Source organism: Gordonia sp. NPDC127522 (assembly GCF_042672305.1).
GTDB lineage: Bacteria > Actinomycetota > Actinomycetes > Mycobacteriales > Mycobacteriaceae > Gordonia > Gordonia hongkongensis.
The window spans coordinates 33,845-56,661 of the sequence record NZ_JBHXVK010000010.1; the positions used below are offsets into that span (position 1 = coordinate 33,845).

The 22,817-nt window shown below is 68.5% G+C and carries 19 protein-coding genes; 12 read left to right on the forward strand and 7 right to left on the reverse strand.

The window, feature by feature from the left end:
* Positions 1-7: 7 nt before the first annotated feature.
* Genes ACFVHY_RS16200 through ACFVHY_RS16210 form a run of 3 tightly spaced genes read right to left on the reverse strand, consistent with a single transcriptional unit; the run spans position 8 to position 2,671 of the window.
* A complete protein-coding gene (locus tag ACFVHY_RS16200; RefSeq protein WP_390273635.1) occupies positions 8-1,009 on the reverse strand; it encodes a D-2-hydroxyacid dehydrogenase in 1,002 nt (333 codons plus the stop codon).
* On the reverse strand, positions 1,006-1,683 hold the full coding sequence (locus tag ACFVHY_RS16205) for a YoaK family protein (protein WP_068971822.1): 678 nt from the start codon (positions 1,681-1,683) through the stop codon (positions 1,006-1,008). Before ACFVHY_RS16205 ends, ACFVHY_RS16200 begins: the two co-directional genes overlap by 4 nt.
* Position 1,684: 1 nt before the next feature.
* Positions 1,685-2,671 (reverse strand): Lrp/AsnC family transcriptional regulator, encoded by a 987-nt coding sequence (locus ACFVHY_RS16210; RefSeq protein ID WP_390273638.1) that lies wholly within the window; start codon positions 2,669-2,671, stop codon positions 1,685-1,687.
* A gap of 134 nt (positions 2,672-2,805) precedes the next feature.
* Here ACFVHY_RS16210 and ACFVHY_RS16215 point away from each other — a divergent pair, with 134 nt between their 5' ends.
* The 11 genes from ACFVHY_RS16215 (at position 2,806) to ACFVHY_RS16265 (ending at position 17,356) form a co-directional block, all read left to right on the forward strand.
* Positions 2,806-3,924, forward strand: a complete 1,119-nt coding sequence (locus ACFVHY_RS16215) for an NAD/NADP octopine/nopaline dehydrogenase family protein (protein ID WP_390273640.1) — start codon at positions 2,806-2,808, stop codon at positions 3,922-3,924.
* Positions 3,921-4,910: a 3-hydroxybutyryl-CoA dehydrogenase gene (locus ACFVHY_RS16220; RefSeq protein WP_390273643.1), complete on the forward strand. Its 990-nt coding sequence runs from the start codon at positions 3,921-3,923 to the stop codon at positions 4,908-4,910. Before ACFVHY_RS16215 ends, ACFVHY_RS16220 begins: the two co-directional genes overlap by 4 nt.
* A 204-nt stretch (positions 4,911-5,114) precedes the next feature.
* Positions 5,115-6,473: an MFS transporter gene (locus tag ACFVHY_RS16225; RefSeq protein ID WP_390273646.1), complete on the forward strand. Its 1,359-nt coding sequence runs from the start codon at positions 5,115-5,117 to the stop codon at positions 6,471-6,473.
* A 74-nt stretch (positions 6,474-6,547) separates the two neighbouring features.
* Positions 6,548-7,153 (forward strand): DJ-1/PfpI family protein, encoded by a 606-nt coding sequence (locus ACFVHY_RS16230; RefSeq protein WP_390273648.1) that lies wholly within the window; start codon positions 6,548-6,550, stop codon positions 7,151-7,153.
* Positions 7,150-7,596 carry a MarR family winged helix-turn-helix transcriptional regulator gene (locus ACFVHY_RS16235; RefSeq protein ID WP_065629559.1) on the forward strand — a complete coding sequence of 149 codons (447 nt, stop codon included), beginning with the start codon at positions 7,150-7,152 and terminating at the stop codon, positions 7,594-7,596. The genes ACFVHY_RS16230 and ACFVHY_RS16235 overlap by 4 nt, the downstream gene beginning before the upstream one ends.
* Before the next feature lie 45 nt (positions 7,597-7,641).
* The gene (locus ACFVHY_RS16240; RefSeq protein ID WP_390273650.1) at positions 7,642-8,964 is read left to right on the forward strand and encodes an aspartate aminotransferase family protein; all 1,323 of its coding nucleotides are present in this window, start codon (positions 7,642-7,644) and stop codon (positions 8,962-8,964) included.
* 21 nt (positions 8,965-8,985) lie between these two features.
* Entirely contained in the window at positions 8,986-11,976 is a 2,991-nt protein-coding gene (locus ACFVHY_RS16245) for an FAD-binding and (Fe-S)-binding domain-containing protein (RefSeq protein WP_390273652.1), read from the forward strand.
* Positions 11,973-13,481, forward strand: coding sequence for an NAD-dependent succinate-semialdehyde dehydrogenase (locus tag ACFVHY_RS16250; RefSeq protein ID WP_390273654.1), 1,509 nt, complete (start codon positions 11,973-11,975; stop codon positions 13,479-13,481). Before ACFVHY_RS16245 ends, ACFVHY_RS16250 begins: the two co-directional genes overlap by 4 nt.
* Positions 13,482-13,529: 48 nt before the next feature.
* Positions 13,530-14,723, forward strand: a complete 1,194-nt coding sequence (locus tag ACFVHY_RS16255; protein ID WP_390273656.1) for a M24 family metallopeptidase — start codon at positions 13,530-13,532, stop codon at positions 14,721-14,723.
* Between the two features lie 189 nt (positions 14,724-14,912).
* A complete protein-coding gene (locus ACFVHY_RS16260) occupies positions 14,913-16,151 on the forward strand; it encodes a PLP-dependent aminotransferase family protein (protein ID WP_390273659.1) in 1,239 nt (412 codons plus the stop codon).
* On the forward strand, positions 16,148-17,356 hold the full coding sequence (locus ACFVHY_RS16265) for a M20 family metallopeptidase (protein ID WP_390273662.1): 1,209 nt from the start codon (positions 16,148-16,150) through the stop codon (positions 17,354-17,356). The genes ACFVHY_RS16260 and ACFVHY_RS16265 overlap by 4 nt, the downstream gene beginning before the upstream one ends.
* On the opposite strand, the gene ACFVHY_RS16270 is transcribed toward ACFVHY_RS16265, so the two are convergent.
* The 4 genes from ACFVHY_RS16270 to ACFVHY_RS16285 form a co-directional block, all read right to left on the reverse strand.
* Complete coding sequence (locus ACFVHY_RS16270) at positions 17,353-18,738, reverse strand: MFS transporter (RefSeq protein WP_277243117.1); 1,386 nt, start codon at positions 18,736-18,738, stop codon at positions 17,353-17,355. The genes ACFVHY_RS16265 and ACFVHY_RS16270 overlap by 4 nt on opposite strands.
* A gap of 75 nt (positions 18,739-18,813) precedes the next feature.
* Positions 18,814-19,602: a GntR family transcriptional regulator gene (locus ACFVHY_RS16275; RefSeq protein ID WP_390273664.1), complete on the reverse strand. Its 789-nt coding sequence runs from the start codon at positions 19,600-19,602 to the stop codon at positions 18,814-18,816.
* A 10-nt stretch (positions 19,603-19,612) separates the two neighbouring features.
* Positions 19,613-20,149: a DUF3830 family protein gene (locus ACFVHY_RS16280; protein WP_390273666.1), complete on the reverse strand. Its 537-nt coding sequence runs from the start codon at positions 20,147-20,149 to the stop codon at positions 19,613-19,615.
* On the reverse strand, positions 20,146-21,552 hold the full coding sequence (locus tag ACFVHY_RS16285; RefSeq protein ID WP_390273667.1) for an amidase: 1,407 nt from the start codon (positions 21,550-21,552) through the stop codon (positions 20,146-20,148). Before ACFVHY_RS16285 ends, ACFVHY_RS16280 begins: the two co-directional genes overlap by 4 nt.
* 54 nt (positions 21,553-21,606) lie before the next feature.
* Between ACFVHY_RS16285 and ACFVHY_RS16290 the strand changes: the two genes are divergently transcribed.
* Complete coding sequence (locus tag ACFVHY_RS16290) at positions 21,607-22,359, forward strand: maleate cis-trans isomerase (protein ID WP_390273669.1); 753 nt, start codon at positions 21,607-21,609, stop codon at positions 22,357-22,359.
* Positions 22,360-22,817: the final 458 nt, after the last annotated feature.

Sequence of the window (22,817 nt, forward strand, 5' to 3'; positions counted from 1 at the left end):
GGTGAGGTCATCCACCTCCCCGGATGTACCCGCGTTCCTTGTCGACGACGTTGACCAGCACCTCGGCCGGCTCCGCGGTACCCGCCGCGACGTAGCGCCGCAGGTTGTCGAGGACCTGTTCGGCCAGCGCCTCGCGCCATCCGACGGCATCTCCGCTCATGTGCGCCGAGATCGCGACCCCGGGCAGATCCCACAGCGCGCTGTCGGCGGGCAGCGGCTCGGTCACGAAGACGTCGAGCGTGGCCGCACCGAGGTGGCCCGAACGGAGCGACTCGACGAGGGCCGCCTCGTCGACGAGTTCGCCGCGGCCGACGTTGACGAGGTGGGCGCCGGGTTTCATCGCCGCCAGCACCGTCGCGTCGATCATCCCGGCGGTCTGCTCGGTCAGCGGCGCGATCGCGACGACCGTGTCGAATCCGCCGACCTGTGCGGCGAGGTCGTCGGTGGCCACGACGTGCCCGAAGTCCGGATCCGAGTCACGAGCGGTCCGGCCCGCTCCGACCACCCGGACCCCCACGGCGCGTAGGAGTTTCGCGATCGCGCGGCCGATCGCGCCGGTCCCGATGACCAGAGCGGAGGTGCGGTGGGTCGCCACGGTCTCGCGGTGACGCCATTCATGATCGCGCTGCAGCGCCATCGATTCGTGTAAACCCTTGTGCCGCGCGAGGACTGCGGCGAGGACGAACTCCGCGATCGGCCGGTCGAAGACGCCGTGGGCGTTGGTCACCACGACGTCGGAGGCCCGTAGCCCGTCGAACAGCAACGAGTCGACGCCCGCCGCACACACATGAACCCAGCGCAACGACGCCGTGGCCTCGCCCCAGTGGTCGGCGAGGCCGCGGGAGAAGAAGTCCCACAACACCAGAACGTCCGCACCCGGCAGGGCCGCGCCAAGATCGTCGGCCGTACAGAGTCGTACCGTCGCGAGCTCCTCGAGCTCGGCGAGGTTGCCCGGCGGGGGGTCGTCGGGCGAGATCAGCAGGGCGACCACGGGCGTGTGTGGGGTCATGACCCCACCGTAGGGGACGGGTCGGTGCGTTCGTCGATGACGAAGAGCAGCAGCGTCACCGCGAGGAAACCGGCCGGCACCCAGGCGGCGCGGCCACCCATCACCTGGGTGCAGACCGCCCCCACGAGTGCGCCGCCGGCGAACGCACCGACCACGCGGCCGTAGACCGTCAGGGCCTTGCGCGCGTCCGGGGCCCGGTCGACGGTGACGCCGTACCCGGCTTCCACGAGGCGCATCAGATTCCCGGTCGTGGCCACTGCGATGTAGTTGAGATCGCCGATGTTGCGGAACAACTCGATCTGCATGGCGGTGATGAACGAGATGGGGATGGTGACGAACGAGTGCGGGACGGAGGTGGGGACGAAGCCGATCACGACGAGGATGCTCACCTGCAGCGCCATCGTCACGCGGATCGGGTAGACGAGGAGATGGTCGAAGCGGCCGGCCTTCACGTGCACCGCCAGCACGACGCCGACGAGGAACGCGAGGATCGGCCAGAGATGACCGGAGGCCTGATACCAGTGCTGCTCCGACAGATTCAGCGCGAGCAGGATGACGTTCCCGGTCTGGGCGTTGGCGAACACCCCGCCCCGAGACAGATACGTGTAGCTGTCGAGGAAACCGCACGCCGCGGTGATCAGCAGGGCGAAGCGCAGCGAGGTCGACGTGGTCATGTCACAGGACCACCGGGATCGAACCGGTCCGGCACCCCGACCGGTCGAGCAGCGAACCCAGTCGCTTCGGGGTCTCCAGCGTGACCGAGCGGTCGGCGACGACGAGTCCCGGCACCCGGCTCTCGAGCTGCTGCTCGAACTCGGACAGTTCGCCGACGGTGTGTAACCAGACGCCCATCAGGATGTTCGCGGTACCGGTGACCTCACAGCAGACCCGTACCTGGGGTAGTTCGTCGAGCGCGTCGACGAGCGCCGAGATCGACCTCGACGACGCCCGCGCCCACACGTTCGCCGTGACGGGCCATCCGCTGATCACGTGCGACACCTCGCATCTGATCGACAGGACGCGTTCGGCGACGAGTGCGGTCAGCCGACGCCGGACGGTCGGCGCGCTCAATCCGCTCGCGGCGGCCAGGTCGACCGCCGAGCGCCGGCCGTCCTGCGCCAGCGCGGCGATGAGCTTCAGGTCCATCTCATCGGGTTCGTGCGCCAGCGGGCGGTGCTCGGGTCGATGCTCGGCGAGCACCGACTCATCGGCGTCGGACAGCGTGTGCACCCGCCAGCGTTCACTCTCGCCGAAGACCCGCATCACCACCCTCGTCCGGGTCCGGGCGACCCCCTCGAGGTCGGCGAGGCGCTGCACCCAGTCGCCGAGGAAGCCGAGATCCGGGACCATCACGGTCAGCAGCAGGTCGCCGTCGCCCGCGGTGCGCTGGATGGTGGCCACGTGCCGGTCCGCCGACAGTCGCTCGACGAGCGCCGCACGCCGTGCCGACGTCTGGACCTCGACGAACGCGCTGCAGCGGGTGTTCAGGTACGCGGCCCCGGGATAGGTCACGATCCAGGCGAGACCGTTGTCGACGAGCCGCTCCCAGCGACGGGCCGCGGTCGCCGCGCTCACACCCACGACGTCGCCGACGACGCCCCACGGCGCCCTCGGCGCGACCTGCAGAGCGTGAACGATCTGATAATCGAGGTCGTCCGGCACGCAACAATCCTGCATCACGAGGTGAACTTTTTTCGGTTTCGGCAGACGCCGGGACAGTCCGCGGCAGCGCTCCTACGTTTCCTCCCAACACCCCAGTGGCCGCTCGAGCGGCCCGAGATCGAGGAGGACGATTCGTGAAGGTCTGCGTCATCGGCGGAGGTCACGGCTCTTATGCGGCTGCGGCCGAGCTCAGCGAGAAGGACCACCATGTCACCTGGTGGCGACGGGACGGCGCCGCGTTCTCGTCCCTGGTCGAGCGCGGCACGCTCGAGATCGACGACCACCGCGGCCGGCGGCAGATCGGCGTCGACGGCGCCGACGGCGGAGCGGGCGGCGGGATCTCGATCGTCGCCGACCTCGCCGAGGCGGTGTCCAACGCCGAGGTCATCGTCGCGCCGGTCCCGGCCTTCGCCCACGAGTCGCTCGCGCGACAACTCGCGCCGCATCTGCGGGATGGCCAGGTCGTCTACCTGCCGCCGGGCAGCTTCGGGTCGTTCGTCTTCGCGCGGGCGGTGCGCGCGGCCGGCAATCCCGCGGACGTCGCGTTCGCCGAGACCGGGACCCTGCCCTACCTCGCACGCAAGCACGGCGACACCCGGGTCGTCGTCAGCGGGTACGCCACCCGTCTGCCCACCGGAGTGTTCCCGGCCCGGCACACCGATCGGGCGCTGGCGGTCCTCGGTGAGGTCTATCCCGCCGTCGAACGCAGCGAGGACGCCCTCAGCGGCGCGCTCATGAACGCCGGCCCGATCATCCACCCGCCGCTGATCCTGATGAATGCCGGTCCGCTGGAACACTTCCCGTCGTGGGACATCCACAACGAGGGCACCCAGGACGCCATCCGGCGGGTCACCTCCACGCTCGACGCCGAGCGCATCGCGGTCCGGGAGGCGCTCGGCTACGGCGCACCGCACTTCCCGCTCGCCGACCACTACACCGCCGACGGCGACGAGTGGATGTACGGCAACGCCGCCCACGAGAAGCTCACCGACAGCGGCGACTGGCGCGAGAACATCGACCTGCACACCCACCGCTACATGACCGAGGACGTCGAGATCGGGCTGGCGCTGCTGAGCTCGGTGGGGCGGTGGGCGTCGGTACCGACGCCGGTGGCCGACGGCCTGCTCGCCCTCGCCGGCGCGGTCACCGGACGTCCGGCCGGAACCGGCGGCCGGACCCTGGAGAACCTGGGACTGGCCGACCTCGACCGGTCCGGCATGCAGGCACTGCTCCACGACGGACCGGCGCAGTGACGGGTTGCCACGTCGCCGTCGTCGGCGCCGGCCGGATGGGTCAGGGCATCGCCGCCGCGCTGGCCTTCGGGAACGTGTCGGTCACGGTCGTCGACCTCCGCGACCGCGGTGCCGACGCCGCGGCCTACCTCGACGGGGTTCGCACCGCGGTCCGTCAGGCACTGGCGCACAAGGTCACGCTCGGCCTGCTGGCGGTCGAGGACCTCGACGACGTCGCGGCGCTGGTCACCGTCGTCGGCGAGGTCGACGCCCTGGGTCCGATGGCCGGCGCCGATCTGGTGTTCGAGGCGGTACCCGAGGTCGCCGAGATCAAGCGCGACGCGCTCACGTGGATCGAGGCGATGGTCGGCGACACCGTCCCCATCGCGTCGACCACCTCGAGCTTCCTCGTCGACGAGCTCGCCGGGGCGTTGTCGGCCCCGGAGCGATTCCTCAACGCGCACTGGCTGAATCCGGCTGACCTCATGCCGCTCGTCGAGGTCGCGCCGGGCACCGCCACCGGCCGCGGGGTCGTCGACGCCACCCGCGACCTGCTCGTCGCGGTCGGCAAGGTACCCGTCGTGTGCGCCCCGTCCCCCGGGTACATCGTGCCCCGGCTGCAGGCGCTCGTGATGAACGAGGCGGCCCGGATGGTCGACGAGGGGGTGGCCAGCGCCGAGGACATCGACACCGCGGTGCGCATCGGATTCGGCTCGCGCTTCGCGGTTCTCGGCCTGCTCGAGTTCATCGACTGGGGTGGTGGCGACACCTTGTTCCACGCGTCGAACTACCTGCGTGGTGAACTCGGCGAGCGGTTCGCGCCCGCCCCGCTGGTCGAGTCCAACATGACCTCCGGGCGTCGTGGGATTTCCGACGGCGCAGGCTTTTACGAGTTCGACCCGGCCACCGTGGCCGACTACCGCGCCCAGCGGATCGCCGACTTCGCCCGCGTACTCGACGCGGTCGGGCGTCTCGCCCGCCACGAGGAGTTCAGCACGGCCGACTGACGGATCGGGCGACGACCTCACCCGCCACCGGACCCGGTTCCGGTGGCGCGGTGAAGCGTGCCCGAACGCGGCCAATAGCTCGGCGCGGTAAAGCTTTTCCCGATTCCCCCCGCCTCGCGGGTTCGACACAATCGATCCATCCACGAGTACAGCCAACGAACGACGGCCTCGAGGGTCCGTTCGCCCACCGATGAGGAGTGATCCGTGGTAACTCTCGACAATTCTGCACCACCCGACCCCTCGGCCACCGGCACCGGCCGGCCGCGCCGGGAACGGACCACCCGTGTCGCCGTCGCGTCCGGTGTCGGCACGATCATGGAGTTCTACGACTTCGCGATCTACGGCACCGCGACGGCACTGGTCTTCAACAAGATCTTCTTCAACGTCGACGATCCCTGGTTCGGCACCTTCCTGGGCTTCGCGACCTTCGCGGTCGGCTTCGTGATGGCGCCGATCGGCGCCCTGATCTTCGGACACTTCGGGGACAAATTCGGCCGACGCAAGGCGCTGACCGCAGCCTTCCTGCTCATGGGCGGATCGACCCTGGCGATGGGCGTCCTCCCCGACTACCAGGCCATCGGGATCGTGGCACCGATCATCCTGGTCTTCCTGCGCATGGTGCACGGCATCTCGCGCGGCGGTGAGATCGGCGGCGCCGCCCTGCTCGCCGCCGAACACGCGCCGACGCACCGGCGCGGTCTGTACGGCTGCTTCGTCACCCTCGGTTCGCCGGTCGGCGGCATCCTGGCCAACCTGTCGTTCGCCCTCGTCCTGCTGATGCCGATGGAACAGGTCCTGGCCTGGGGCTGGCGGATCCCGTTCCTCATCGGCGGTGTCGTGCTGGCGATCGGGGTGTGGACCCGGTCCCGCGTCAGTGAGACACCGGACTTCGTCGAGTCCAAGCAGGCCGAGGAGAAGTCGCCGCCGGCCTTCGCCGTGCTCCGCCAGAACTGGCGTCGCGTCGCGCTGGCCGCCGGTATCAACGTCGGACAGAACTGTTACGCCTTCCTGCTGTTCACGTTCATGCTCTCCTTCCTGACCGAGACCGATCCGGGACGCGGCTTCGACCGGTCCCCGGTGGTCTTCGGCAGCACGCTGGCGCTCGCCTGCCACGCCGCGACGGTCGTGCTGGGCAGCTACCTGTCCGACCGGCTGGGCCGCAAGACGGTGATCGGCTTCGGGATGATCACGTCGCTGCTGTTCGCTCCGATCCTGTTCTCCGTCACCGCATCCGGGTCGTTGACCGCCTGCATCACGGTCATCTCCATCGGCTTCGCACTGACCGGGTTCGTCTATGGTCCGATGCTCACCACCTTCGCCGAGCTGTTCCCGATCACGCAGCGCTACAGCGGCATCGGGATCGGTTTCCAGGTCGGCGCGGTGCTGGGCGGCGGCCTGGCCCCGATGATCGCGAACCGGATCGTCAGCGCCACCGGCAGTGTGATCCCCGTCGGCTTCTATGCGGCGGCTCTGATGGCGATCAGCTTCTGCTGCCTGATGGTCATCCGCGAGACGGCCCCCGCGCTCGCCGGGCGACCCACGCGGCAACGTCTGCGCAACTGACCTCGCGGACCATCTATTGACAGCATCCTGTCATTAATGACAGGATGCTGTCATAGTCGTCCGAAGGAGGCACCATGAAGACCGTCCATCTCGCCCTGTACCCGACGCTCGCCGATTGGGAGTTCGGGTACGTCGCGTCCGGCATCAACAACCCCGAGTACCAGGCCGAGCCGGGAACGTTCCGAATCGTGACCGTCGGCGCGACGACCGAGCCGGTCCGCACCATCGGCGGGGTCACGATGGTGCCCGACACGACCCTCGACGAAATCACCCCCGAGGACAGCGCGATGCTCGTCCTGCCCGGCGCCCAGACCTGGGAGACCAACGACGCCTTCGTCGACGCCGCGCGACGCTGGTCCGAAGCCTGCACCCCGGTAGCCGGGATCTGCGGCGCGACAATGGGTCTCGCGCGGGCCGGACTACTAGACGACCGACGCCACACCAGCAACGCGCCGGAGCAGTTGTCGCCCACCGGTTATGCCGGGGCCGCCCACTACGTCGACGCCCCCGCCGTCACCGACCGCGGCGTCATCACCGCGGCGGCGATCGCCCCGGTCGACTTCGCTCGGGAGGTCTTCGCGCTGCTCGGCGTCTACACGCCGCCGGTGCTCGACGCCTGGTATCAGCTCTACGGCCACCAGGACCCCAGCGGCTTCTACGCGCTGGCCGGCGAGCAGTGAGAGACCCGCAGGACCTGCTGTCGGCATCCGCGCTGACAGCGTTCCGCTTGAACGGGCAGTTCCTCGCCCTCGCCGAGCGTCTCGCCGAACCCGCCGGGCTGACCGCCACGCGGTGGCAGGTGCTCGGCGCGGTACTCGACGAACCGCTGCCGGTCGCGGGCATCGCACGGGCGATGGGGATCACGCGCCAGAGCGTGCAGCGCACCGCCGACCTCCTCGTCGCCGACGGACTGGCCGAGTACCGCGACAATCCGGCCCACCGTCGCGCCAAGCTCGTCGCCCCCACCGCGGCCGGCCTCGCGGCCGTCCGGGCGATCAACCCGGGCCATCGCACGGCGGCCATCCGGTTGGCGGCCGCGCTCGACCCGGCCCGGTGGGAGCACGCCTTGACCGCGCTCCGCGATCTCAGCGCCGCCCTTGACGAACTCGACGACCAGCGCTGATGTCTAATTGTTGACAATCGTACGATCGGGCGTCACCGTGTAGCCATGACTGCCGGCGTCGAGTCCCAGATCCACAGTTCCCAGTTCCGCACCGACCAGACCGCGTCGCTGAGCCCCGCCCTGAAACAGGCGACTCCCGTCGTCGTCGACACCGCGGCCGGTTCGTGGATCCGGGGCACCGACGGGCGCGACTACCTCGACTTCACCACCGGTATCGGCGTAACCAGTACCGGCCACTGCCACCCGCATGTCGTCGCGGCCGCGCAGGCTCAGTGCGCCAAGATCATCCACGCGCAGTACACCACCGTGATGCACACCCCGCTCCTCGAGCTCACCGCCCGACTCGGGGCGGTACTGCCCGTTGGCCTCGACTCCGTCTTCTACGCGAACTCCGGTTCCGAAGCCGTGGAGGCCGCCGTCCGTCTCGCCCGGATGGCCACCGCGAAGCCCAACATCATCGTGTTCCAGGGCGGCTTCCACGGCCGCACTGTCGCGGCGGCCAGCCTGACCACCGCCGGGACGCGCTTCTCCGCGGGCTTCTCCCCGCTGATGAGCGGCGTGCACATGGCACCGTTCCCCTACGCCTACCGCTACGGCTTAGACACCGACACCGCGGTCGACTTCGCACTCCGTGAACTGGACTACCTGCTGCAGTCGCGCGTCGCGCCCAACGACACCGCGGCCTTCCTCATCGAGCCGGTTCTCGGTGACGGCGGCTACCTGCCCACCCCGCCGCGCTTCCTGCAGGGCCTGCGGGAGCGCGCCGACCGACACGGCATCCTCCTCGTCCTCGACGAGGTACAGGCGGGATTCGGTCGCACCGGCAGGTTCTGGGGTCACCAGCACGCGGCGGGCCTGACCCCCGACATCCTGATCACCGCCAAGGGCCTGGCGTCGGGATTCCCGATCTCGGCGATCGCGGCGCCGACGGAACTGATGAGCAAGGCGTGGCCGGGGTCGCAGGGCGGCACGTACGGCGGCAACGCCGTCGCGGCCGCCGCCGCGATCGCGACCCTCGATGTGATCGAGTCAGAGGGCCTCGTCGAGAACGCGCGCGTCCGCGGTGAGCAACTGCTCGCCGGTCTGCAGCAGGTGTGTTCACCGTTCTCGGGCGTCGGCGACGTCCGCGGGCTGGGGCTGATGGCCGGCATCGAGTTCATCACGACCGATGCCGCCGGGAACACGACGCCCGACGCGGCGGCCGCGCTCGCCGTTCAGCAGGCCACCACCACCCAGGGGTTGCTCTCGCTCACGTGCGGGCCGTCGGCCAATGTCGTGCGCCTCATCCCCGCCCTGGTCGTCACCGCCGAGGAGATCGACCTCGGCGTCGCCCGCTTCGGTGCCGCGCTCGCCGCGGCCCTGGGCTAGACCCCGACAGCCCGGTCTCACATGCCACGGGTGGACATCGCAGCCGAACTCACCGCTCTCGGTGTCGATGCGGACGCCTCGACACGTCGCCTGGCCGAATACTCCTACGACGCCTCGAATTACCGGGTCCGACCCCTGGCGGTCACCTTCCCGCGCACCGCCCGCGACGTCGCGACGGTGGTCGGGTGGTGCCATGACCACCGCGTCCCGGTGATTCCCCGCGGCGGTGGGACCTCCATGGGCGGCAACGCGATCGGACCAGGCATCGTGCTCGACCTGTCCCGGCATCTCGACCACGTCCTGTCCGTCGACGCCGAATCCGCGACCGCGGTCGCGGGCGCCGGGATCGTCCTGACCACACTGGCCGCCGACGCACGAGCGGCCACCGGCGGCCGGCTCACCTTTGCGCCGGACCCGTCCTCGGCCTCGCGCGCGACCCTCGGCGGCGCGATCGGCAACGACGCCTGCGGCAATCACTCGGTTCGGTACGGCCGTACCAGCGACCACATCGTCGAACTGCACCTCGTCACCGCCGACGGCCTGATGCTCACCGCAACGCGAGACGGGCTCCGCGCCACCGAGGCCGCCGATGCCGCGGCAGCGGAGCGCGCGGCCGAGATCACCGCGTCGCTGCGGGAGCTGACCACCGCGAACCTCGCGATCCTGCGCACCCAGCTCGAGACCATCCCGCGGCAGGTCTCCGGATACCATCTCGCGAAGCTGCTGCCGGAGAACGGTTTCGACGTGGCGCGCGCACTCGTCGGCAGCGAGGGGACCTGCGCGATCGTCGTGTCGGCACGCGTCACGCTGGTACCGGTCCCGACGTCTCAGCTCCTGCTGTGCGTCGGCTACCACTCCCCCGCCGACGCCGCCCGGGACGTACCGGCGATCCTTCCGTTCGCACCGTCGGCCATCGAGGGCATCGACCGCAAGATCGTCGCCACGATGGCGGCGCGGCGTGGCCACGACGCCGTCGCCGGCCTGCCCGACGGATCCGCGTGGTTGTTCATCGACGTCGACGAGGACAGCGCTGCCGCGCAATCCGAGTCGGATGTGCCGGCGACCGCCAAGCGGTTGCTCGACCATCTGCGCGCACAGGGACGGATGACCGACGCCACGGTGGTCGACGACCCCGCCCGCCGCCGGGCGCTGTGGCGGGTCCGCGAGGACGGCGCGGGTCTGTCGTCCCGCCTCGCCGACCCCGACGACGCGAGCATCGGCGCGGGCTACGAGTCGTGGCCCGGATGGGAGGACGCGGCCGTCGCACCCGAGCGCCTCGCCGACTACCTCGACGACTTCGCGGGCCTCCTCGACCGCCACGGTCTCACCGGCGTCATGTATGGCCACTTCGGCGCCGGGTGCATGCACGTCCGCATCACGTTCGACCTGCGCTCCCCCGAAGGGCGCGCGGTGATGGCACGCTTCTGCACCGAGGCCGCCGAACTCGTGGTGCGGCACGGTGGTTCACTGTCCGGTGAGCACGGCGACGGACGGGCCCGGTCGGCGCTGCTGCCGCTCATGTACAGCCCGGCGATGATGTCGGCCTTCGCCCGCTTCAAGGCGATCTGGGACCCGCACGGAATCCTCAACCCGGGCAGCATCATCGATCCGCCCCCGGTCATGGCCGACCTCGCCCTTGCCGACGTGCCGCGTCGCGACTGGCCCACCGCTTTCGACCTGGGGCACGAACTCCCGCTCGTCGACCCGTTCGTCCACGCGGTACAGGGATGCATCGGCGTCGGACGGTGCCGGGCGGACTCGGGCGGGGTGATGTGCCCGAGCTACAAGGCCACCCGCGACGAGAAGGACTCCACCCGCGGGCGTGCCCGTGTGCTGCAGGACATGGTCCGCACCGCGCCGAGCGTCGACGAGGGATGGCGGTCCACCGATGTCGCGGAGGCGCTCGAACTGTGCCTGTCATGCAAGGCGTGTTCCACCGACTGCCCGACCGGCGTCGACATGGCCACCTACAAATCGGAGTTCCTCGACCACCACTATCGACGTCGACTCCGCCCGCTGTCGCACTACTCCCTCGGCTGGATGCCCGCGTGGCTGTCGGCGACGGGGCTCGCGGCACCGGTCCTCAACCGCGCACTGCGATCTCGGCTCAGCGGTCTCGCCGCGCGCGCCGGCGGACTCGACCCCCGGCGCACGATACCCGCCTTTGCGACACGGCGTGCGCGGCGTACCCACCTCGGGCCGCTCTCCCCGGTCGACGCGGACTCCTCGGTGATCCTCTTCGTCGACTCCTTCACCCACGCCTTCCGGCCGCAGGTGGCCACCGCGGTCGCCGAGATCCTCCGGGCCGCCCACTCCGTCGACCGTGCGCCAGATCCCGTAGACCGTGCATCAGATTCCGTCGGTTGTGCAGCCGACAACTGTTGCGGACTCACGTGGATCTCGACGGGACAGCTCGACCGCGCCCGAAAGGTGCTGCGTCGCACTGTCGACGACCTCGATGACGGGACGGACCGGCCGATCGTCGTCGTCGAACCCAGCTGCGCCGCGGCGCTTGCGAAGGACCTGCCCGAACTGGTCCCGACCGAGGCCGCCCGCCGCGTGGCCGCACGCGTGCGGAGTTTCGCCGCCCATGTGCCCACTCTGCTCGATGCCGGCTGGCGACCACCACCCCTGCCCGACGAGGTGACGTTGCAGACCCATTGCCACGAGTACGCGGTGTTCGGTGCCCGGGTCGGCATCACCGCCCTGGAGGCGCTCGGGGTCACCGTGCACACCGCAGACGGTTGTTGCGGCGTGGCAGGCAACTTCGGATTCGAGAAGGGTCACTACGAGGTGAGCATGGCCGTCGCCGAGAACGGACTCGCCCCGGCGCTGCGGAACGCGCCGCAGCGGCCAGTCGTCACCGACGGGTTCAGCTGCGCAATGGCCGTCGAACACCTCGCCGCCGTCGACGACGCCCTCGCCCCCGCGCGCGTACACGTACGCGGAGTCCATCTCGCCGAACTGCTCAGGGCATCACCCGATACCGATACTCCAGGAGTACAACCATGACGACCATCGCGCCCCACACCGCCCCCGAAGCGGTGTCCCGCGTCCACACCGACCTCTTCGTCAACGGCGAGTGGGCCCCGGCCGCGTCGGGCAAGCGCTTCGACGTCGTGAATCCGGCCACGGAAGAGGTACTCGCCCGAGTGGCCGACGCCGACGCCGTCGATGCCCGGCGTGCGCTCGAGACGGCGGCCGCACACCAGGCCGAGTGGGCCACGACAGCACCGCGGTTCCGCAGTGAGATCCTCTATCGCGCACATCAACTCATCATGACGCGCGCGGACGAGATCGCCGCGGTGATGACCGCCGAGATGGGCAAGCCCCTCGCCGAGGCCAAGGGCGAGGTCGCCTATGGCGCCGAGTTCTTCCGCTGGTTCGCCGAAGAAGCCGTGCGCATCGGCGGCGACTCCACCACCACCGGCGACGGATCGCACCGGATAGAGGTCACCAGGCAACCCGTCGGCCCGTGCATCCTCATCACGCCGTGGAACTTTCCGCTGGCCATGGCGACCCGCAAGATCGGGCCGGCCGTCGCGGCCGGTTGCACCATGGTCTTCAAACCCGCCGAGCTCACCCCGCTCACCTCCCTGCTGCTGGCCGACATCCTCGTCGAGGCCGGTCTACCCGCTGGGGTGCTGAACATCGTCACGACCAGCGACCCGTCGACCGTCGTCACCGAGTGGATGGAGAGCGGACTCGCCCGCAAGGTCAGCTTCACCGGGTCGACCGAGGTCGGGAAACTACTCCTGCGTCAGGCGGCGGGCACGGTCATGCGGACGTCGATGGAGCTGGGCGGCAACGCGCCGTTCATCGTGTGCGCCGACGCGGACATCCCGCGGGCCGTCGACGGCCTGATGTTCGCCAAGATGCGCAACATCGGTCAGGCGTGCACGGCCGCCAATCGAGTCTTCGTGCACCGCAGCGTGATCGACGAGTTCTCCGACGCCTTCGCCGCGAAGATGTCCAGTTTGCGCGTCGGTGACGGTGCGGCCGAGGGCGTCCAGGTCGGGCCCCTCGTCGAACGCAAGGCCGTCGAGAAGGTCGCGGCGCTCGTCTCCGACGCCGTGGCCAAAGGCGCGACGGTGATCTGCGGCGGCGAGAAGACCAGCGGCCCAGGATTCTTCTACCCGCCGACGGTGTTGTCCGGCGTCGGGCTCGACGCAGACCTCATGCGCACCGAGATATTCGGGCCCGTCGCCGCGATCATCCCGTTCGGGAATGCTGACAGGCCAGACGATCCTGCCGCCGACGACGAAGTGCTCGCGCTGGCCAACGACACTCCCTGGGGCCTGGTCGGTTACCTCTTCAGTCAGGATGTCGACCGCTGCGCCAGGCTGTCGGCCGCGCTGGAAACCGGTATGGTCGGGGTCAACACCGGCGCCGTGTCCAATCCGGCGGCTCCCTTCGGGGGTGTCAAGGAATCCGGTCTCGGCCGCGAGGGTGGACGCGTGGGCATCGAGGAGTTCCTCGACATGAAGTACACGGCGACGCCGATTCATCGGCGCTGACAGCGAATTTCCGGAACACATCAGCGTTCAGACAGGAGCGAGGAGACCATGTACCTGGGTGCTCAGCTGTTCAGTGACAGCGAGTACGAGCAGCGCCTGAGACGTGTTCGTGAGCTCATGGACCGTCAGGGTCTGTCGGCGATCATCGTCACCGATCCGGCCAACATCTTCTATCTGATCGGTTACAACGCCTGGTCGTTCTACACCCCGCAGATGCTGTTCGTGCCGATCGACGGAGAGATGGTCTTCTACGCTCGCGAGATGGATGCGCATGGCGCACATCGCACGACGTGGTTGCCCGCCGATCAGATCGTCGGTTACCCGGAGAGTTACGTGCACCGCCCGCACCTACACCCGTTCGACTGGGTCGCGTGGTCGCTGCGTCAGCGCCACCTCATCGCCCCCGCGTCGAACACCGGGTCCGTGGGCCTGGAGATGGACTCGCACTTCTTCTCGCCGAAGGCGTATCGCGCATTGTTCAACGCGATTCCGGAGTGGAAGCTCGTCGACAGCTTCGAGCTCGTCAACTGGGTGCGCTCGGTCAAGTCCGACGCCGAGGTGCAACTGATGCGCCAGGCCGGCATGGTGTGCTCGAAGGCGATGCGCGCCGCGATCGACACCATCGACATCGGGGTGCGGCAATGCGATGCGGCCGCGGCCATCTCGCAGGCACAGATCACCGGCACCCCGGAGTACGGCGGCGACTACCCGGCGATCGTCCCGATGATGCCCACCGGCGCGGCGGCCGACACCCCGCACCTCACCTGGCACCAGGGCACTTTCGGCGAGGACGAGGCGGTCGTCATCGAATTGACCGGCGCGCACAACCGATATCACTGTCCGCTTGCCCGGACGGTGTCCCTCGGCACCCCGAGCAAGGACCTCGACTACGTCGCCAAGGCAACCGCCGAGGGCCTGAACAACGTACTGGAGGCCATCAAGCCGGGCGTGGCCACGCGCGAACTCGCCTCGACGTGGAACTGGACGCTCGCGAAGTACGGCCTCGAGAAGCCCTCGCGCCTGGGCTATTCGATCGGCATCGGCTACCCGCCCGACTGGGGCGAGCGCACGATCAGCATCCGCAGCGAGGACGAGTCGGTACTGGAGACCAACATGACCTTCCACATCGTCTGCGGAATGTGGATGGACAACTACGGTTTCGAGCTGTCCGAGTCGGTCCGGGTCAGCCCGACCGGCGTCGAGTGCTTCACGTCGTTTCCGCGGGAACTGATCCAGAAGTAGCCACACAACCTGATCGACACCAGCACGACGACCACACAATCTGATCCCTGAGGTCCGAAACCAACACGACGACCACACCACCTGATCCCTGAGGTGCGAAACCAACACGACGACCACACAATCTGATCCCTGAGGTGCGAGGAGCGCAAGCGACGAGCCACGAAGGGCTGCCGAGACGAGGTGAAGAAAGTGACCACAACCGAAACCGCCTACCAGAACCGACATTCGGCACCGACACTGCCGTTGGCGGGCCGCGCCAAGGACCTCGTCGGTTCGATGATCGACTCGTCGACCTCGCTGCTCGCCGCGCAGTCCCACGACATCGTGCGGTTCGCGATGGGCTCCCCCGCGGACGAGGCCGTGCCGGCCGACGAGTTCCGTCAGATCGCCGGTGAGATCCTCGATCACACCTCGTTCACCTACGGGGCCACGGAAGGCGAACCCCGGCTGCTGCAACTGCTCGTCGACTATCTCGCCACGACCCCCGACCCGTCGTCCCTCGACCGGTTGGTCATCACCACCGGCGGGATGCAGGGACTCGACCTCGCCTGCAAGCTGTTCGTCGATCCCGGGGATCTGGTCATCGTCGAATCCCCCACGTACACCAATGGCAGTGCGACCGCGCTGTCCTATGGCGCGCAGTTGCTCGAGGTTCCCGTCGACGACGACGGCATGCAGGTCGATCAGCTCGAGGCGCTCGTCGCACGCACCCGTCTGACGCCGAAGGCGATCTACACGATCCCGACGTTCCAGAATCCGTCCGGCGTCACCATGTCCGAGGAGCGCCGCCGCGAACTTTTGCGGCTGGCGCACACCTGGGGGTCGGTCATCATCGACGACGACCCGTACGGGCTGTTGCGGTTCGCCGGCTCCGACATCCCGACCTTCCAGACGCTCAGCCCCGGCGACCCGCTGATCTTCTCGGTGCGCACGTTCTCCAAGATCCTCGCGCCGGGCTGGCGTGTCGGCTGGGTCGACGCCGATCCCTCCTTACGCCAGCTGCTGATCAACGGCAAGCAGGCGATGGACACCTGCACCAACGTGCCCAACCAGCACATCGTCGCCGAGTACATCGCCCGCGGCGGGCTCGAGGACCACCTCGCCGGGATTCGCCTGCTGTACCGCGAGCGCAAAGAGGCCATGCTCGACGCCATAAGACGTCATCTCGGCGATCGGGTGGTGACCACCGACCCCGAGGGCGGCTTCTTCCTGTGGGTCACGTTGCGCGACGAGTTCGCCGAGATCGACACGCGAGAACTCTTCGAGGTCGCGCTCGCGGACGGGGTGGCGTTCATTCCCGGCCCCGCGCTGTCGCCCGGTGGACGCTTCCGCAACTCGATGCGTCTCTGCTTCGCGTCGAGCACCCCGGAACGGATCGACGAGGGTGTCCGACGTCTCACGGCCAGTCTTGAGAAGATGGCCGGGTGAGTGGTGAACCAGAGCTGACCGCCGCCGAGACAGCAGTGCTCGGCTTCATCGACGAGGCCGCGATCACCTCGCTCGCCTCGGCACTGGTCGAGGCGCCCAGCGAGAACCCGGGCGGTACCGAAGAAGCCGCGGTCGAAGTGCTCGAGAAGGCTTGCCGCGCGCTCGGTTTCGACGTCGTGATCCACGAAGTGGCATCGGGGCGGCCCAATCTCGTCGCGACCGTGCCTGCCGGCACCGGAGCGGGACTGATGTTCCTCGGACATTCGGACGTGGTCCCAGCCGGTCCCGGCTGGTCGGCGGACCCGTACACGGTCCGCATCCGCGACGGGCGCATCTACGGCCGCGGTGCCACCGACATGAAAGGCGGACTCGCCGCCGTCGTCGCGGCGATGACCGCGCTACGCCGGGCCGCCGAGGTCGGGGTCGAACTCTCCGGACCGGTCCGCCTGGTGTGCACCGTCGACGAGGAGGAACACGGCATCGGGGTGCGGGACTTCGTGGGCCGCCCCGCCGACCTCGAGTTCCGCGGCTGCGTGGTCGCCGAACCCACCGACATGCAGGTGGTCCGGGGTTGCCGCGGTGCGTCGTACATCGAGATCGAGGTGACCGGTCGCGCGGCTCATTCCGGACGTCCCACCGATGGTCGCAGCGCCATCGACGCCGCGGCGGCCATCGTCGACATCATCCGCGCCGACGGTGAACGGCTGGCCGAGACAGCCGACGACCTACTCGGTCACGGCACGTGGAATGTCGGCACCATCACGGGCGGACAGGGCATCTCGGTGGTGGCACCGGGTTGTTCGCTCGGCGTCGACCGGCGCCTGATGCCCGATGAGGACCCGCATCGGATCGCCGACGACCTGCGAAGAGCGATCAGCGCCAGAGGAATCGACACCGACGGCATCAGCGTCGACGTCCGGGTGACCATGGAGATGCCCGGTTTCGCGACGGAAGCCACGCACCCGCTCGTCACCACAGCGGTCGGTGCGGTCACCGATGCCGGGGCGGACACCTCGGTCGGCGGCTGGACTGCCGCCTGCGACGGTGGCTTCGTCAGCCGCGACCTCGGTGTCCCGTCGATCGTTCTCGGTCCGGGCAACATCAACACCGACGCCCACCAACCGGACGAGTCGGTGGCCATCGCCGACCTGGTCATCGCGGCGAGAGCCTACGCCCTCGCCGCGATGCGGCTGCTGGGCCCCTAGTTCACCTTCTGCTTCTGCAGCGCCGTGAAATCGTTCTCGAGACTGGGGATCTCGGTACCGCGCAGCGAGGCACCGGCGGTCTCCTTCAGGAAGCAAAGGGCGACCATGCCGATGGCGCAGGCGCCCATCATGTAGACCGCGGGGAAGAGACTCCACTCGGTCTTCTCGACAACCGCATCGTTGACGAGCGGCGCGGTTCCGCCGAATGCCGCGGTCGCGACGTTGTAGGAGATCGCGAACCCGGCGTATCGGACCTGGGTCGGGAACATCGCCGGGAAGGTGGCCGAGATGGTCGCCAGCTGAGGGATGTACAGCACACCCAGGATGACGAATGCCACGATGGCCCAGGCGAATCCCTGCCCCATCAGCCAGTAGAGCGGCAGCGCGAGGACGAACAGGCCGATCAGCGAACCCCACCACATGGGTTTGCGGCCGGTCGAGTCCGACCACCACCCGAAGAACGGGATCAGCAGCATCATCACGAGTTGGCCGATGAGGTTGACGACGCTGGCCGAGGTCTCGGACAGATCGATGGTGTTCTGCAGGTAGGTCGGTTGGTAGGCCAGCAGGGTGTAGTTGGCCACGTTGAGCGCGATCACCAGGCCGAACATGGTGATGATCGGGCGCCGGTAGTTGATCAGCAAATCCTTGAAGCGGGTCCAGGCGGACCCCTTGATCTCGTTGTCCTGCTCGAGTTCCTGGAAGACCGGTGTGTCCTCCATCTGCGACCGCAGGTACAACCCGATCAGGCCCATCGGCAGCGCGAGCAGGAACGGGATGCGCCAACCCCACTGATCCATCTGGCTGTCGGACAACGCCAATTGCAGCAGGAGGACGAAGAGTGTCCCGCCGCAGAAACCGGCCAGGGTGCCGAATTCGAGGAACGAGCCGTACTTTCCGCGCTTGTTGTCGGGCGCGTACTCGGCCATGAACGTTGCGGCACCGCCGTATTCGCCGCCGGTCGAGAAACCCTGGATGACACGGAGCAGGATGAGCAGGACGGGTGCCCAGAACCCGATCGACGCATGCGTGGGCAGCAGGCCGATCAGTGCGGTCGCGCCGGAGATGAGCAGGATCGTCATCGCCAGAACCGATTTGCGGCCGATGCGGTCGCCGATCGGTCCCCAGACCATACCGCCGAGGGGCCGCAAGACGAAGGAGATCGCGAAACCCAGCATGGTGCCGACGGTTCCGAACTCCCCCGGGAAAAACGCCTGCGTCAGGTAGACCGAGGCCGCGGCGTAGACGCCGTAGTCATACCACTCGGTCGCGTTGCCGATCGCCGAGGCGCCGATGGCCTTGCGGAGAAGTCTCTTGCCCTCTGGTGAGTTCGGGTCTGGTGCGAGCTGCTCGTAACTGTCTGCTGTCGTCGTGTCGCTCATCTGCGCTTCCTGAGTCGTGGGGCCGCTGAGGGTCGATCTCGTTGCTGCGATCGGTGGACCCGGGGCCGCGGGCGATCAGCCCCTCGCCACCTGCAGGTTCGCGGCGTCCTCGCCGTCCCCGAGCAGGCGACGCAACCCGTCGGCCATGTGCTCGATCATCAGAGCATCGGCCGCCGCGGCGTCTCCCGCGGCAATGGCGTCCACCAACGCCTGGTGTTCGTCGATCCGGTCCTTTCCCGAGGAGTACGTCCCTCGCATGGCTCGCAGACACATTCGCGTCTCCACGAGGATCGTCTCGTGCAACCGCGAAAGCCTTTGACTTCCAGCATATTCCACCAAGGTCTGGTGGAAGGTCATGTCGGCCTCGGCCATCCCCGCGCCGTTCGGCTCGTCGACGAAGACGCGCATCGCGTCGACCGCGCCGCCCAGTGCCTCCACCGCCTCCTGCTCGCGGTGCGCGATCACCTGTTGCACAGCAGCGCGTTCCACCGCAGTGCGCGCGACGTACATGTCCCGGATGTCGTCCTCTTCCATCGAGACGACGAACAAGCCGCGGTTACGGTGGCTGACCAGCAGTCCTTCCGCGGTCAGACGCTGCATGGCCTCGCGCAGCGGACCACGACTGACGCCCAGGTCGGCCGCCAGCCCCGACTCCGTCAACTGCGAGCCGGGTGCGAAGTCCCCGTTTGCGATCGCATCGTGCAACTTACGCGCGATGATCGCCGGTGTCGATTCCTGAACTAGTGGCGACAGCACCCGCCGACGTGGCGATTTGTCCTGTTTCGCCTGGTCGACGACGGTTCGATTCGTCCCCGGGTCCTGTGGACCCGGCGTCTTCGCCCCCACCTTCATGGTCACCGTCATTCCCTCTTTCTTACCGTGAATGTCGCGCGTAAGTCAGTGTTTCCCCGCGCGCGCCGCCCATCCAGACGTCATTGCAGGCTGCGGCGAAGTCGTCCAGACCCTCGATGATCGTGGCGAACACGTTGCCCGGCACCCATCCGACGTCACCGTTGACCAGCAGATTGTTGCGGCCGTAGAACACTGCGAGGTCGATGAGGAGCCGGTGCTCGGCGGGGGCCGAGCCGAGCTCGTAGCCATACGCCGGGTTCTCGAGCACCCCGTCGAAGGTGAAGTAACACAGGTCGCCCGGGATGGGGGTGATGGTGGTGTTCTCCATGCCCGGTTCGGTCGCGGAGAAGGCCGGCAGTAGAGTGTAGATCTCGTTGCGGGCGAACTTTCCGTGAAACACCTGGCCGCTCAGCGGCAATGCGTCCCAGACCGCAGCTGCGGTGCGAGGCGCCTCGGCATCGAGCATCCGGGCGACCGCGGTGACCCCGCGCTTCTCCAATGTCACGGTGATGAACCGGTCATGTCGGGCCGCGGGGCCGGTTCGCTGTTCGTCGGTCACGCGCGGTCTCCCAACATCGTGAAGCCGGCGGCCGCCTCGTACGCTGCCGCGACGCGCAACACCGTCGCGTCGTGATGCCGGGCGCCGACGAACTGTGCGCCGGTCGGCAGACCATCGGCGAATCCACTCGGTACGGTGATCGCCGGCTGGCCGGTGAGATTGAACGGGTAGCTGTAGGGAGTCCAGGATGTCCAGTCGGGCGACCCCGCCCCGTCCGGGACGATAGGACCGGCCTCGAACGCCACCGTCGGCATCGACGGCGTCAGCAGGACGTCGAATTCCTCATGGAGCAGGCTCATCTGGGTACCCATCTCCATCCGTAGCGCGGTTGCGCTGACGAAGTCGGTTGCGGTGAAACCGGAATGCCGTTCCAGCGCGTCGATCAGCAGCGGGTCCACGTGTTCGGCCGCGTGCGGTCCGAGCCCGCGGACGACGACGTCGGCACCGGCGAACCAGATGACGTGGTAGGCCCAGGCCGGGTCCTCCCATCCGAGATCGACCTTCTCCACGGTCGCCCCGAGCTGTTCCAGTACCGACGCCACCCGGTCGGTGTTGGCCTGTACGCCTGGGTCGTTGGTGCCGAAGCCGAGATCGGCGCTGTAGCCGACACGCAGATCGGCGAGGTCGCGAACGTCGGCGACCGCGGTGACCGCACGGGTTGTCGGCGACGGCAGTGCGGACCAGTCACGGGGATCGAACCCGCTCAGGACATCCAGCAGCGCAGCGCAATCCGACACCGTCCGCGTCATCGGACCGACGTGGGCCACCGGCGCGAACGGGCTCGGCGGATACATGGGCACCCGGCCGAGTGTCGGCTTGAACCCGACGACGCCGCAGTAGGCAGCCGGTATCCGGATGGAACCGCCACCATCGGTGCCGACCGACAGCGGCCCCAAGCCGGCCGCGAGCGCCGCGGCACTGCCTCCGCTCGACCCGCCCGACGTACGCGAGGTGTCCCACGGATTGCGGGTGACGCCCGTGCGCGGACTGTCGGTGACGCCTTTCCATCCGAATTCCGGTGTGGTGACCTTTCCGAGCAGGACCGCACCTGCCTCACGCAGACGTGCCACCGCGGGAGCGTCGATGTCCCACACCATCTGATCGGGCTCGATCATCAGCGAGCCGCGCAACGTCGGCCATCCGGCGGTCAGCAACAGGTCCTTGATCGAGACCGGAACGCCGTCGAGCGGGCCGCGGGGTGTCCCGGCGGCGAATCGCTCAGTGGACTCCCGGGCCTCGGCGCACGTGCGTTCGCGGTCGATGAGGCAGAACGCATTGATGGACGGATCGACGTCATCGATGGCGTCGAGCAGTTCCGCCACCACCGAATCCGGCGTCAGCTCGCCGGTACGGTAGGCCTCGGCCAGTTCCGTGGCGCTGAGCCACCGCGTGGCGTCCGTCATGCGCCCCCTCGGAAGATTGGTAGATTGTTGACAATCTACCTTGGAGGTGTGGGCGTGACAACCACCGTCGCAATGCTCTATCCCGGCCACGCAGCCGAGGACGACTTCGAACTGATCGAGGCGGCGATCGGGACTGCCGAGCCCCACTCCGAGGTCCGATTGCCGGTCGTGATCACCGAGGTGGACTCCGACGACCACACCGTCGAGGCCATGGCTACGGTCGGCGAGCAGGACCGCCTCTTCGACGGCGTGCGGCGAGCGCAGGCCCACCACCCATCGGCGCTGATGTGGGCGTGCACCTCGGGCAGCTTCGTCTACGGTTTCGACGGTGCCCGACGCCAGGCCGCCGATGTCGCCGGACAGTCCGGCCGTCCGGCGTCGTCGACGTCACTGGCCTTCGCCGCGGCCTGCCGGCATCTCGGTCTGTCACGGGTCGCGATCGCCGCCACCTATCCGGAACCTCTGGCGAGTCGCTTCATCGGGTTTCTCGCCGACGCGGGTGTCGAGGTGGTCGCCCTGCGCGCCAACGACATCGGGACGGCGGCCGAGGCAGCGATGTTCGACGGCGACGGATTGTTCGACATGCTGTCGGCCGCCGATTCCACATCGGCACAGGCAATCCTGGTCCCCGACACCGCGTTGCACACCGCGATGTGGGTCGTCGACCTCGAGGCCAAGTTCGGCAAACCCGTGCTGACCGCGAACCAGGTCACCGCGTGGGAGGGCCTCCGGCTCACCGGGCTCACGGTCGACGTCCCCCGGCTCGGGAGCCTGTTCACCTCCCCGCCCGGCCCACCCGCTGGTTGAGCCGGCCCCGAGCGGAGCGAGGCGCCGTGTCGAAACCACCTGGTAACCAGACAAACCCATATCGATCTCGGCCCTTGTTCGACCACCCGAAAGCGCCGCAAATGTGTACGTCGAGTCGATGTCGTCGCGGAGGCTAGCCAGGCAGACTGGCGTGTCACGCCGGCAGGCCGAAATCCTTAGCAGAATCCCATCCCCGGCAGGGGTGAGCGATCCTGAAAGCGGAATGCCGCCGGCCTGATTGTCGGCAGTTGAGTTTCTCGGGTCGCCAGGTGGTTTCGACACGGCGACTCGCCTAGCGGCTCGTTGCCGGCTCAACCAGCGGAGGGGGGTGCCGGCTCAACCAGCGGAGGGGGTGCCGGCTCAACCAGCGGAGGGGGGTGCCGGCTCAACCAGCGGAGGGGGGTGCCGGCTCAACCAGCGGAGGGGGTGCCGGCTCAACCAGCGGGGGGCGGGCTGCT

Bases quoted from the DNA above. Each gene is read 5' to 3' on its own strand.
- ACFVHY_RS16200 (WP_390273635.1), bottom strand. From the start codon at position 1,009: ATGACCCCACACACGCCCGTGGTCGCCCTGCTGATCTCGCCCGACGAC.
- ACFVHY_RS16205 (WP_068971822.1), bottom strand. From the start codon at position 1,683: ATGACCACGTCGACCTCGCTGCGCTTCGCCCTGCTGATCACCGCGGCG.
- ACFVHY_RS16230 (WP_390273648.1), top strand. From the start codon at position 6,548: ATGAAGACCGTCCATCTCGCCCTGTACCCGACGCTCGCCGATTGGGAG.
- ACFVHY_RS16240 (WP_390273650.1), top strand. From the start codon at position 7,642: ATGACTGCCGGCGTCGAGTCCCAGATCCACAGTTCCCAGTTCCGCACC.
- ACFVHY_RS16245 (WP_390273652.1), top strand. From the start codon at position 8,986: ATGCCACGGGTGGACATCGCAGCCGAACTCACCGCTCTCGGTGTCGAT.
- ACFVHY_RS16250 (WP_390273654.1), top strand. From the start codon at position 11,973: ATGACGACCATCGCGCCCCACACCGCCCCCGAAGCGGTGTCCCGCGTC.
- ACFVHY_RS16255 (WP_390273656.1), top strand. From the start codon at position 13,530: ATGTACCTGGGTGCTCAGCTGTTCAGTGACAGCGAGTACGAGCAGCGC.
- ACFVHY_RS16270 (WP_277243117.1), bottom strand. From the start codon at position 18,738: ATGAGCGACACGACGACAGCAGACAGTTACGAGCAGCTCGCACCAGAC.
- ACFVHY_RS16275 (WP_390273664.1), bottom strand. From the start codon at position 19,602: ATGACGGTGACCATGAAGGTGGGGGCGAAGACGCCGGGTCCACAGGAC.
- ACFVHY_RS16285 (WP_390273667.1), bottom strand. From the start codon at position 21,552: ATGACGGACGCCACGCGGTGGCTCAGCGCCACGGAACTGGCCGAGGCC.